Origin of the sequence: Salinivibrio sp. AR647 (assembly GCF_001995415.1) — a bacterium.
Lineage (GTDB): Bacteria > Pseudomonadota > Gammaproteobacteria > Enterobacterales > Vibrionaceae > Salinivibrio > Salinivibrio costicola.
In genome coordinates this window covers 18366-31154 of the sequence record NZ_MUFE01000014.1, presented here as the reverse complement: position 1 = coordinate 31154, position 12789 = coordinate 18366, and the positions used below count along the sequence as shown (strand labels likewise).

The 12789-nt window shown below is 50.0% G+C and carries 11 protein-coding genes; 5 read left to right on the top strand and 6 right to left on the bottom strand.

The window, feature by feature from the left end:
* Positions 1-37: 37 nt before the first annotated feature.
* From deoC to prfC, 5 genes are all read right to left on the bottom strand, one after another.
* Positions 38-814 carry a deoxyribose-phosphate aldolase gene (gene deoC / locus BZG76_RS14075; RefSeq protein WP_077461822.1) on the bottom strand — a complete coding sequence of 259 codons (777 nt, stop codon included), beginning with the start codon at positions 812-814 and terminating at the stop codon, positions 38-40.
* Positions 815-1183: 369 nt separating this feature from the next.
* Entirely contained in the window at positions 1184-1354 is a 171-nt protein-coding gene (locus BZG76_RS14070) for a XapX domain-containing protein (protein WP_021023640.1), read from the bottom strand.
* Between the two features lie 133 nt (positions 1355-1487).
* The gene (locus tag BZG76_RS14065) at positions 1488-2774 is read right to left on the bottom strand and encodes a NupC/NupG family nucleoside CNT transporter (protein WP_077461821.1); all 1287 of its coding nucleotides are present in this window, start codon (positions 2772-2774) and stop codon (positions 1488-1490) included.
* Between the two features lie 210 nt (positions 2775-2984).
* Positions 2985-3755, bottom strand: coding sequence for a TatD family hydrolase (locus tag BZG76_RS14060; protein ID WP_077461820.1), 771 nt, complete (start codon positions 3753-3755; stop codon positions 2985-2987).
* A gap of 156 nt (positions 3756-3911) precedes the next feature.
* The gene (prfC, locus tag BZG76_RS14055; protein WP_021023638.1) at positions 3912-5501 is read right to left on the bottom strand and encodes a peptide chain release factor 3; all 1590 of its coding nucleotides are present in this window, start codon (positions 5499-5501) and stop codon (positions 3912-3914) included.
* A 416-nt stretch (positions 5502-5917) separates the two neighbouring features.
* Here prfC and pnp point away from each other — a divergent pair, with 416 nt between their 5' ends.
* Both pnp and nlpI read left to right on the top strand, forming a co-directional pair.
* Entirely contained in the window at positions 5918-8065 is a 2148-nt protein-coding gene (gene pnp / locus BZG76_RS14050) for a polyribonucleotide nucleotidyltransferase (RefSeq protein WP_077461819.1), read from the top strand.
* Positions 8066-8133: 68 nt separating this feature from the next.
* The gene (nlpI, locus tag BZG76_RS14045; RefSeq protein ID WP_077461818.1) at positions 8134-9012 is read left to right on the top strand and encodes a lipoprotein NlpI; all 879 of its coding nucleotides are present in this window, start codon (positions 8134-8136) and stop codon (positions 9010-9012) included.
* A 79-nt stretch (positions 9013-9091) separates the two neighbouring features.
* Here the strand turns inward: nlpI and BZG76_RS14040 are convergent, their stop codons facing one another.
* The gene (locus BZG76_RS14040; RefSeq protein ID WP_077461817.1) at positions 9092-11188 is read right to left on the bottom strand and encodes a sensor domain-containing protein; all 2097 of its coding nucleotides are present in this window, start codon (positions 11186-11188) and stop codon (positions 9092-9094) included.
* Positions 11189-11521: 333 nt separating this feature from the next.
* Here BZG76_RS14040 and BZG76_RS14035 point away from each other — a divergent pair, with 333 nt between their 5' ends.
* From BZG76_RS14035 to rimI, 3 genes are read left to right on the top strand one after another with little or no spacing between them, the layout of a single operon-like run.
* Positions 11522-11923, top strand: coding sequence for a hypothetical protein (locus tag BZG76_RS14035; protein WP_021023634.1), 402 nt, complete (start codon positions 11522-11524; stop codon positions 11921-11923).
* A gap of 16 nt (positions 11924-11939) precedes the next feature.
* The gene (locus BZG76_RS14030) at positions 11940-12332 is read left to right on the top strand and encodes a DNA polymerase III subunit psi (RefSeq protein WP_021023633.1); all 393 of its coding nucleotides are present in this window, start codon (positions 11940-11942) and stop codon (positions 12330-12332) included.
* Positions 12325-12786, top strand: a complete 462-nt coding sequence (gene rimI, locus BZG76_RS14025; RefSeq protein WP_077461816.1) for a ribosomal protein S18-alanine N-acetyltransferase — start codon at positions 12325-12327, stop codon at positions 12784-12786. The genes BZG76_RS14030 and rimI overlap by 8 nt, the downstream gene beginning before the upstream one ends.
* Positions 12787-12789: the final 3 nt, after the last annotated feature.

The window sequence follows — 12789 nt, the reverse complement described above, 5'->3', positions numbered from 1 at the left end:
CTCGCTCGCCCTACCGTTTGGGTGAGTGGCAACTTACTTAATAGCCACCTTCAGCCGCTTTTTCGCCTTCACCCAAGGTGTGGAGTAAGTTCGCCAACAAGCTAGATGCGCCAAAACGATAGTGGCGGTTATCGGCCCATTGGTCGCCGAGAATGCGATCGGCCATAGCCAGGTATTGCTGCGCATCTTCTGCGGTGCGCACGCCACCGGCTRGCTTAAAGCCAACACGTGCTGCAACGCCTTTGTCTTTGATTACATTCAGCATGATCTCAGCCGCTTCAGGCGTGGCATTGACAGCCACTTTACCGGTAGAGGTTTTGATAAAGTCGGCCCCCGCCTCAATGGCAATCTCCGAGGCGCGCTTGATCAACGCCTCAGTTTTAAGTTCACCGGTTTCGATGATCACTTTAAGCAACACCTTGTCACCACATGCCGCTTTACACTGTTTCACCAGCTCAGCGCCAGTACTTTCGTCACCAGCAATCAGCGCACGGTATGGAAAAACAACGTCCACTTCATCGGCGCCATAGGCAACGGCAGCTTTAGTTTCTGCTACCGCAATATCAATGTCATCATTGCCATGGGGGAAATTAGTCACGGTCGCGATACGGACATCTGGCGTGCCTTGTTCGCGTAATGTTTTTTTCGCAATCGGAATAAAGCGCGGATAAATGCAGACAGCAGCCGTATTACCAACAGCCGTTTTCGCGTTCTGACACAGGGTGATCACTTTTTCATCGGTGTCATCATCATTCAGCGTGGTCAGATCCATTAATTTGAGTGCGCGTAGGGCCGCGGTATGTAATTCGTTCATTGGATATCTCCAGTCCTCATTCTTTTGCCAAACAGGTATTGGGTTGGCCACTGTGTTGGCAACCGTCACTTGTAGCCGGTTGCTGCTCAGCGGACTTGGCTCCATGAAGTTTGAGGCTGGACCTTGCGCCGCCTTCAACCAACCATCCTTGTTGCCGCGTGCAAACACATTTGTGTTCGCAGTTCTACCATTGGACGTTTTCGATTGGGGCTAGCCACACCTTTGTTGCTAACCATAAGAGGAAAATAAAGATTGTGGCGCCACCAAACTTTGACGGCCTTCACTTATTTTACCAACGCCGTTTCGGCAAAACTAGTTTTTACCGTTTCTGTTGGAAAATACAGTGTTGCTTGGCAGAATCAATACGGGTTAGCTGAAAAACCGTTCGATAATCCACTGGTAGCCGATCCCACCTAAGTAGACACCAACAATCCCCATCACGCCCGACAAAACCGGTGGCGCGGGGATAGGTAACTTGATCGCACTAAACAAAACACCGACTAAAAACCCGGCGACTACCGCAAGGAGCACTTCCTGCATCGTTTTTCCTTATTTTGTTAACCAGCTTCACTTTATTTATCGGATACTCCCTGAGTATACACCCTATAAAAAAACGCCACACAGATTCACTGTGTGGCGTTCTATGTGGCACGATTTTTTCGCGCGTAAACGATTAACCAGCCATGGTTAGCGTCACAAATAGACCCGCAATTGTTGCCGCCATCAGGTTAGACAAGGTACCAGCAACCACCGCTTTGACACCAAAGCGTGCAATCTCTGGACGACGGCTAGGCGCCAGACCACCGAGACCGCCAAGCAAAATGGCCACCGATGACAAGTTAGCAAAACCACACAATGCGAATGAGATAATCGCTTTGGTTTTCTCCGTCATCTCAACACCCGTTGCCGCAACAACTTGTGCGTTATCGCCAAGATATTGGGTGAAGTTGAGGTAAGCGACAAATTCGTTGACGACGATCTTCTGACCGATGAAAGAGCCGGCAACCACTGCTTCCTCCCATGGCACACCGATAAGGAACGCAAATGGGGCAAACAAGTAACCCAGGATCAGCTCAAGCGTAATGTCTGGATAACCAAACCAACCGCCGATACCACCTAGCATACCGTTGATAAGAGCAATCAAACCGATAAAGGCAAGTAGCATTGCACCCACGTTCAGGGCCAGTTGCATACCTGAAGAGGCACCACCAGCAGCGGCATCGATGACGTTAGCTGGCTTTTCAACGCCTTCTGCGGTGGCATCGGCCATTTGTTCAACTGGCTCTTCAGTTTCTGGCTTGATGATTTTAGCAAACAACAGACCACCAGGCGCCGCCATAAATGAAGCGGCAATCAAGTACTCAAGCGGTACACCCATTGACGCATAACCGGCCAATACACCACCGGCGACAGAGGCAAGACCACCACACATCACGGCAAACAGCTCTGATTGGGTCATGCGCGGGACAAAGGGACGAATCACGAGTGGCGCTTCTGTTTGACCCACGAAGATGTTCGCAGTCGCAGACATGGATTCGGCACGCGAGGTCCCCAAGGCTTTTTGCAAACCACCACCGAGTACGTTAATCACAACCTGCATAATACCCAGGTAGTAAAGCACACTGATCAGTGATGAGAAGAATACGATAACAGGCAGAACTTTCAGTGCGAAGACGAAACCGCCACCGCCGAACAGTTCAAACATTTTGTCAGAAACCAGTCCACCAAAGATGAAGCTGATCCCTTCGTCACCATATGCGATGACGTTGGCAACGTATTGTGATGCGCCGTAAAGAATGTCACGACCTACGTCGACATACAGTACGAAAGCACCGAAAAAGAGTTGGATAGCAAATGCGCCACCCACGGTACGGAGGTTAATGGCTTTGCGATTATCAGAAAGGAGAACAGCTATTCCTAGCAGTACAACCATCCCGATTACGCTCATCAGCAGGCTCATAGTATTGGCATCCTCAAAGTAAAAAGTTGGCGTCTCGACAGAGTGGAATTTGGCTTCCGGGGAGGGATTATACGCAGAGCAGTCACATTAAAGTAATATTCCAATCACAGTTCGCTGTAAAACTATTTTGCAATGCATCAATAAGTATGACTTTGATCTAGTTTTGTGAGCTTATGCAACCGCAAACGTTTGTCTCACGCACGTTCGCGCTTAGTGAAAGCCAAACATTCTTTCAGCATTGCCTGATGTTTCAGCCACCAGGTGATCTCTATCACAGCTTTTTAACGCGGTGACCACATCGACCACCCGAGATACCTGGGCGGGTGTGTTGGGTTTTCCTTGATATCCCGCAAGCGGCATGTCAGGAGCATCGGTTTCCAAGAGCAAATGGTTGAGCGGTAAGCGCGCGATAGCTTGACGCGTTTTATTCGCCCGCTCATAGGTGACGGTGCCCCCCACGCCGAGCATTAGCCCAGCATCAATAAATTGTTTGCCTTGTTGCTCGCTACCGCTAAACGCATGCAGCACACCGCGGACGCCAGGATACGCTTTCACCAGACGCAGCAAGTCGTTATGAGATTGACGGCTATGCAAAATAATGGGTAAGTCATAACGGCGAGCAAGCCATAACTGACCATCAAGTAAGGCGTGCTGGCGCTGCTTCATCTCTGGAGTGTGCGCGACACAATAATCCAGACCGGCTTCGCCGACCGCCACGCAGGACAATGGCCGTGATACCAACGCGTCTTCTAATGCGGCGAGGCTGTTGTCTGTGTGCGTATCGAGAAAACATGGATGTAACCCCAAGCCAGCATACATCTCAGCAAAACGTTCCGTCAGCGCTAATACCGCCGGCCAGTTTTGTTCATTGACACTCGGTACCACCATGCGCGTGACGCCCACCTCACGCGCCGCTTGCCAGTATTGATCCGGCGCCTGATTAAAAGGGGAAAAATCGAAGTGACAATGGGTATCAATCATGCTTTAACCGCCAAAACCACCTTCATCATCGCTGTCCTCTCGAGAGTAGAATGCCGTCTATATAGACGGCATTATAGAAGGTTTACCCCTCATTCACAGTGGGGCAAGACGCTCTGCCTACCTCACTGCGATGTCTTTGACATAAGCCAAAATCACTTAGTGCTCACGGGTGGCTCTGAGATCAATGTCTGGAAAACGCTCTTGCGTCAGGTTGAGGTTGACCATCGTCGGCGCGATATAGGTCAGGTTATCGCCGCCATCCAGCGCGAGATTAGCTTGATTTTTGCGCTGGAATTCATCCAGCTTCTTCTCATCCTTGCACTCAACCCAACGCGCAGTGGCGACATTGATCGGCTCGTAGAGTGCGTCAACGTTATACTCGGCTTTCAAGCGCGCCACCACCATATCAAACTGCAGGACACCGACCGCGCCAACAATTAGATCGTTCGACTGCATCGGGCGGAATACCTGTACCGCGCCCTCTTCAGATAACTGAATGAGGCCTTTCAATAGTTGCTTTTGACGCAATGGATCTTTGAGACGAATGCGACGGAATAGCTCAGGCGCAAAGTTCGGGATCCCGGCAAATTTAAGATCTTCTCCTTGGGTAAAGGTATCGCCAATCTGAATGGTGCCATGGTTATGCAGGCCAATAATATCGCCGGCAAACGCATCTTCAGCCCGTGACCGATCCCCTGCCATAAAGGTCACCGCATCAGAAATATTGATTTGTTTGCCTAAACGTACATGGCGCAGCTTCATTCCCTGCTGATACTTACCGGAGACAATACGCATAAAGGCAATACGGTCACGGTGACGTGGATCCATATTGGCTTGGATTTTAAACACAAAGCCTGAGAATTTATCTTCATCGGCACTCACTTCACGATCATGAGTTGACCGCGCCATCGGCTTAGGCGCCCACTCGGTCAAGCCGTCCAGCATATGATCCACACCGAAGTTACCCAGTGCGGTACCAAAGAATACCGGCGTCAGCTCACCGCTTAAGAACAGCTCACGATCAAATTCATGCGAGGCCCCCATCACCAACTCCAGCTCGTCACGCAAATCTTGCGCAATGTCAGCGCCAATTGCGTCATCCAGCTCAGGGTTGTCCAAGCCCTTGATGATACGAGCATCCTGGATTTTATGCCCCTGACCAGACTGATAGAGAATGCTTTCATCACGGTGAATGTGATAAACACCTTGGAAGCCTTTGCCGCAGCCAATTGGCCATGATACTGGCGCACAGGCAATATTGAGCTCACTTTCGACTTCATCAAGCAGCTCCATCGGATCGCGAATATCTCGATCCAATTTGTTCATAAAGGTGATGATCGGCGTATCACGAAGGCGAGTCACTTCCATCAGCTTACGGGTCCGGTCCTCAACCCCTTTCGCGGCATCAATGACCATCAAACAAGAGTCAACCGCCGTCAATGTTCGATAGGTATCCTCCGAGAAATCCTCGTGCCCTGGGGTATCAAGCAGGTTTACCAAGCAGTCGTTGTAAGGAAATTGCATCACCGAGGTGGTCACCGAGATCCCACGCTCTTTTTCCATGTCCATCCAATCTGACTTGGCATGCTGGTTAGAGCCGCGCCCTTTGACCGTGCCGGCTGTTTGAATCGCACGTCCGAACAACAGCACTTTTTCAGTAATGGTAGTTTTACCCGCATCCGGGTGCGAGATAATCGCAAAGGTGCGTCGTTTATCAACTTCCTGTTGCAGCGGTGTATTTGACATAGCAGGTTATCTTCTTGTTTGATTCAGGCGGCAATCGAGCGCCAACTGAGGAGGTAAATCACAAAGGTGGCGTATTTTCGCTGATCTTGTAGCCAGCTTCAATTCACAAATCTGACTTGGCACGGTTATCTGCACACGTTAGGGTCAAGTTTGCTTGCCAAACCCATCACAAATGTCGTCAATTGACGGCCCCGTGGTGTCGTTATCTGCCAAGCACGTGTATAATTAGCGCCACTTTCAGCTGTAAAACAGTCAACAACGTCGACCATTAGGTCGCGACTATTGACAGCATACTGCCCATCAAGATCAACCATCCGCGCAGCGTGCTTTCATTAGTCGCGATGGTGAACAGCTGAAAGCCGACAATTAGTGAGATAAATCAAAGGGTTTATCCCTCAGCAACAAGGAAATAATCTGTGAATCCAATCGTAAAAACATTCCAATACGGCAATCATACTGTGACATTGGAAACGGGCGTGATGGCACGTCAAGCCAATGGTGCTGTCATGGTTAGCATGGACGATACCTCGGTATTCGTCTCTGTTGTAGGTAAAAAAGAAGCCGCCGAAGGCCAAAGCTTTTTCCCTCTGACCGTCAACTACCAAGAGCGTACGTACGCAGCAGGTAAAATCCCAGGTGGTTTCTTCAAACGTGAAGGCCGTCCATCTGAGTCAGAAACCCTCACCGCACGCTTAATTGACCGCCCAATCCGTCCGCTTTTCCCTGATTCGTTCAAAAACGAAGTACAAGTCATTGCGACGGTTGTGTCTGTTAACCCAGCCGTTAGCCCTGACATTGTCGCCATGCTGGGTACCTCTGCCGCCCTAGCGATTTCAGGCATCCCATTCAACGGCCCGATTGGCTCGGCACGCGTAGGTTATATCAACGACGAGTTGGTTCTTAACCCAAGCCCAGCGCAACTCGACGAAAGTAAGCTGGACCTGGTTGTTGCAGGGACAGAAGGCGCAGTACTGATGGTTGAATCAGAAGCTGATCGCTTGAGCGAAGAGCAAATGCTGCAAGCCGTGATGTTTGGTCACGAGCAACAGCAAACCGCTATCAATGCCATTAAAGAGTTCGCGGCTGAAGTCGGCACGCCTCAGTGGGATTGGAAAGCACCTGAAGTTAACGCTGCCCTACAAACCCGTGTGGCAGAAATGGCACAAGGTCCATTGGCTCAGGCATACCAGATCACTGAAAAAATGGCCCGTTACGAGCAAGTTGGCCAGGTGAAGCAAGACGTGGTTGCCGCTTTGCTGAGTGAAGACGAAAGCCTCAATGAACGTGAAATCCTCGGCATGCTTGGCGACCTAGAAAAAACCGTGGTTCGTGGTCGTATTATCGCCGGCGAACCGCGCATTGATGGCCGTGAAAAAGACATGGTTCGCGCCCTCGATGTCCGTACTGGCGTATTGCCACGTACACACGGCAGTGCCTTGTTTACCCGTGGTGAAACGCAAGCGCTGGTAACGGCGACCTTGGGTACTCAGCGTGATGCGCAAACTATTGACTCGATCATGGGTGAGCGCCAAGAAGGCTTCATGCTGCATTACAACTTCCCTCCATACTGTGTGGGTGAAACTGGATTTGTTGGCTCACCAAAGCGCCGTGAAATTGGCCATGGCCGTCTCGCTAAACGCGGTATCGCTGCGGTGATGCCAAGCCAGGACGATTTCCCGTACACATTGCGTGTGGTGTCTGAGATCACCGAATCTAACGGTTCGTCATCCATGGCATCTGTCTGTGGTACATCGCTTGCGCTGATGGATGCCGGTGTACCGGTGAAAAAATCCGTTGCAGGTATTGCCATGGGTCTGGTGAAAGAAGGCGACGAGTTTGTTGTTCTTTCGGACATCTTGGGTGACGAAGATCACCTCGGTGATATGGACTTTAAAGTGGCCGGTACCGACGACGGTGTGACTGCGCTACAAATGGACATTAAAATCGAAGGGATCACCAAAGAGATCATGCAAATCGCCCTGAACCAAGCAAAAGGCGCACGTCTGCACATCTTGGATGTCATGGATCAAGCGATTGGTTCAGCCCGTGATGATATCTCTGAGTTTGCCCCTCGTATCCATACCATGAGCATCAATCCTGATAAGATCCGTGATGTGATTGGTAAAGGCGGCGCGGTGATCCGTCAGCTGACCGAAGAAACCGGCACTACGATCGAAATCGACGACAATGGTACGGTAAAAATTGCTGCTACTGATGGCGACGCGGCAAAAGATGCGATCTCTCGTATCGAAGCGCTTACCGCCGAAGTAGAAGTGGGCCGCATCTATACCGGTAAGGTCCAGCGCATTGTTGATTTCGGTGCGTTCGTCTCTGTGATTGGCGGTAAAGATGGCCTGGTTCACATTTCTCAAATCGCCGATGAGCGTGTTGAGAAAGTGACCGATTATCTTGAAGTTGGCCAAGAAGTGGACGTCAAAGTGCTCGAGGTTGATCGCCAAGGACGCATCCGCCTAAGCATGAAAGAGGCCGCATCTGAAAAAGGCTCAGACAAGCCTTCAGAAGACGCTGCACCTGCGGAGCAAGCGCCAAGTACTGACGCTTAGAGTCATCGAGTTATTCATGATATAAAGGGGGCTGAGGCCCCCTTTTTTTTACACGGAGATGCGCCTTCATGACCGTTTTTTATAAACCACTGACCAATGTGGCGCTGTTATTGCTGATGATGGCGTCATTGTTGCTGACAGGATGTAGCAGTCAGTGGACCTTCCCACCGATGGCCGTTCCCTTGCAGCCAACACTGCAACAGGAAGTCCACTTGGCACGCATCGATCAATTACTCGCACGAAAGGATTTAAGCAACGAGGCACGTGCGCAACTGCATTATGAACGTGGATTAATGCACGATAATCTTGGCATGCGCGACTTAGCACGATTAGATTTCAACCAATCTTTATCTTTAAAGCCTGACCAACCCGATGTATTCAATATTCTCGGTGTCTATTTTACTCAAAATGGCCATTACGATGCGGCTTACGAAGCGTTTGACTCAACGTTAGAGCTTGATGATAACCATAGTTATGCCGAACGTAACCGCGGTATTGCCCTGTATTATGGCGGGCGCTATCGTCTGGCCTATCAAGACTTACTTAATCACTACCAAGAAGATCGCGACGATCCTTATCGCCTGATTTGGCTTTATTTAGTGGAGCGCGATTGGCAAGGTGAATCCCAAGCTCAACAAGCATTGTTAACCCGCAAAGCAAACGCCGAGACAACCGGCTGGGGCTGGCAACTGATAGACATGTATCTGGGGGTGATCAGCGAACGCGAGTTGCTTGAACAATTAGCCGCTCAGGGCAAAGATAACCAACAATTAGCAGAGCGCTTGTGTGAAGCGTATTTTTATCTCGCCAAACGGTACCAATATCAAGGCGATAACGATCGCGCTGTCGCGCTTTATAAGCTCGCCATGTCAGGCAATGTCTATCAATTTGTTGAGCATCGTTACGCGCTACTTGAACTCAACCGCCTGGCTTACCGTCAGCCATAGCCCATGCTTGCGACCCATATGCACCACTAAAAAGAGCTAGGTTTTCCTGCTCTTTTTTATTTTCACTGACACATAATCATCACGGGTGGGTGGGCGCTAATAGCGGTGGCGGTTGACGTTGCGGCTTATTTTTATGCAGCAATTGTTCAAACTTTTGCTTCGGCATTGGAGCGTGAAAGTAATAGCCTTGAATGGTGTCGCAATGTAAGTTGGTTAACACCGATGCTTGCTGGCGAGTTTCGACGCCCTCAGCCACCACCGTCATCTCCATCGCTCGCCCAAGGTGGATAATACTTTCCACCAGCGTCACCTGCTTACTGAGCGCATCCATCTCATGGATAAAGGCGCGATCGATTTTGAGCTCATCAAGCGGAAAGCGCGCGAGATAGGACAACGACGAGTACCCTGTCCCGAAATCATCAATCGATAACGCAAACCCTAATGATTTAATCGCATTCAACATGGTCAGCGCGTGCTCATCATTTCTCATTACCGCGCTTTCGGTAAGTTCAAAGGTAATATCTTCAGGATTGGCGCCGGTTGCTTTTAATAGCTTTTCCATATGTTCAATTAACTTAGGACTACTAAATTGCTCAGGCGATAAATTGATCGCGACCCGGCCCGGTAATAATCCTTGTTGCCGCCAACGATGAACATTTTGAAACACTTCCCGCATCACATGGCGCCCAAGCGCCTCTATCAAGCCGCAGCGCTCAGCCACAGGGATAAAACGCCCTGGACTGATGTAACCTTCCACTGGATGCTTCCAGCGCACCAAAGCCTCTGCGCCATTGATACGAAAATCACCCGCATTCACTTTGGGCTGATACCAGACTTCTAGGCTTTTGCTTTGCAATGCTTTTTGCAGCTCAATTTCCAGCCACAGACGCATACGCGCTTCTTTGCTCATACTGTCGTTATACTCAACCACACGGTTTCGGCCTTGCTCTTTCGCCTCATACATTGCCGTGTCGGCATTTTGCAGTAATTGTCTGGCATCTTTGCCGTCTTCAGGGTAGCGCACCATCCCCAGGGAACAGGCCAAATATTTGCTAAAGTAGTGCAGTTCAAAAGGCTGGCTAATCGCGCCAACAACCTTGTCAGCTAACTGCTCGACCATGTCTTCAGTGGCAGGTTTGGGTAGGATCACCGCAAATTCATCGCCCCCCAAATGACCAATAATGGTGTCGGCGGAAAGCAGTGCGCGTAAACGTTGTGCGATATCTTGCAACACCCGATCACCCACGTGGTGGCCTAGCGAGTCATTGATGTTTTTAAAATTATCCACGTCAAGATATAACATGGCTAAAGGCGTCTGCGCACGGATCAGTTTATCCAGTTCACTGCTAAAGCCATAGCGATTATACAATCCTGTTAAGGCATCGATATTGGCCCATTGCGGCTCGCCCACTTTGCTTATTTCATCGTGCTGTGCGGGTTGCAGCCGCTTCACCTCTGTATAAGGCGCGTGTAAGCGCAACATAGTGGCTTGTTTACCTAATACCTGAATCGGCGACTGAGAAAGGTGCACAGACACACCTTTTTTACTACTCAATGCGTCAATGCACTCGCGATCATTGGCACTCGCTAAGCGCTCTATCACCGAATGGTTTTGATCGGCAAGCGCTAAATAATTCGCCACCGGCTCACCGAGCAAGTCGTCTGCGGATGCCACCCCTAGCAAGGTCGCTGCAGCAGGGTTCGCGGAGAGAATACAACCGTCCTCCACCAGGCAACAGCCATCGTCGATCAACGAACTTAAACGATGATATTTTTCATCCGCTTCTTCCAGCGCGCTGGCTAAAATTTGACGCTCCGAGGTGTCAACTGCATGGAAAATAACACAAGGCTCTCCTTGCTCATCCTTATAGTTTTTAAGCGGTGCCACACTGAAATGAAAGCTTGAGCTATGATACTCATCCGCAATCACCACTTCTCCTTCCGCGCCATCCCCGCGTCTTGCTTTCTCATAATGCGGTTTTACCGCTTGATAAAACGCCTCGCCTAGCGTGTCTTTATCACAAAGCCCCTTTAACGAGACAGAGGAGAGACCCGCCAACTCACAATAGCGCGGGTTAGCATACACGTAGCGATCGGTACTATCTAGAATGGCAAAAAGGAACGGACTGTTATCGGTTAAGCAGTAAAACCAATCATTTAACGACGATATTGGCATGGGGGCTCACATTGGGTAATCACGCTCGATTATATCATCATCGAGACAAGCGTCTCATATATTAGACACTTTTAACTTTGTTGTCAGTAGCACTTTATGAGGCACACGTCATAGGTTCAAGCTTTTCTCACTATATACCGTATATTTATCGGTAAAAAGAGAAAAAGCACTCAAAATCAGCAAAAAAGCGAGAGTGTGTTGCCAAATCACACAATTTGGCGGCTATTTATGCATTTAGCTGCGTAACAATCTGTGCGAGACTCACTGTCACTATTGCACCGGATCGGGAATCGGTTATCCTGACCACAACATTTACTCACCGCTGTATGTCTTATGCTTATTCGCTCAGAAGCGCCCGCCGACTTGGTTAAACTGGATCGTTGGTGGCGCGACGATATCACGCGTCCTTATCAAGCCGACCAACTCAAGCAATGGCGTGAAGCCGGGCTTATTTCTCTGTCGTTGCTCGCGACCAGCGATATGGGAGAGGTCCAGGGCCATATTGTGGTGATTGATGCGCAAATGGATAACAACAGCCAAGAAATCGCGTTATGGCACAGCCCAGACCCCGACCTTTTAATGCCACTCTTGGACGAAGCGGAATCCACCCTCTTTGAGTTTGGCTATACCCGGCTTAAAATAATGCCTAGTGCTGAGGCGGCGCGCGCTGAGTTTGCCCCGATACAGACCAACGATACCTGGTGGTATAAGCAATTAGCCGCCGCGACCGCTTAATACGGATGCCAAAACGATGTTAACCGACATTCAACGTTTACAAGCGATGGGCCTAGACGTCTGGCAGTTACGTCATCCAGCCATTTATGACCAAACGCACGAAGTTATTCAGTTACCAGACGCCTGCCAATTATTGCTGGTCTGTGATACGCCGCTCAGTGAAAAAGATGCGTGGTTGTTCGGCAATATACTCAAGAGCATGAAATTGCGTCCCGAGCAGGCGCGTCAATTACCGCATGCAGCGTTGTCGGCACTGGGTGAACATCGCTTAACCTGGTGCTGGTATATTGACACACCGGACGTGATTATTGATGGCGTACGACGTTTAGATTCGATTCCCTTAGCGCAGATGCACGATAACCCAACCGCCAAACGCGATCTGTGGCGGCAGATTTGCCAATATGACTGATTATTATCTTTGTCCGCTGGCGCACGATGACATCACAGCCATCAGCGCAATCGAGCAGCGCGCCCACAGTTCACCCTGGTCAGATACCCAACTGGCGGCGCCAACTGGCCGTTTTGACCACGCGTATGGGCTTCATTTAATGCAGCCACACGCATTACTGATTGGGTATTTTTACGCGCGCTGTGTCGCCGGGGAGGGAGAATTATTGAACATTGCGATTGAGCCCACCTATCAAGGGCAAGGATGGGGAAGTATTTTACTTGAGGCGATGATCAAACGCCTGAATGAAGCCGGTGCGGAGAGTATCTGGCTGGAGGTACGCGAAAGCAACATCGCGGCGCAAGTCTTGTATCAAAAATATGGCTTTAAGCCCGTCAGCCGCCGAAAACACTATTATGCGTGTGCCGACGGTCGACGAGAAGATGCGTGGGTGATGCAAAAAATAGCCGATTGAAAC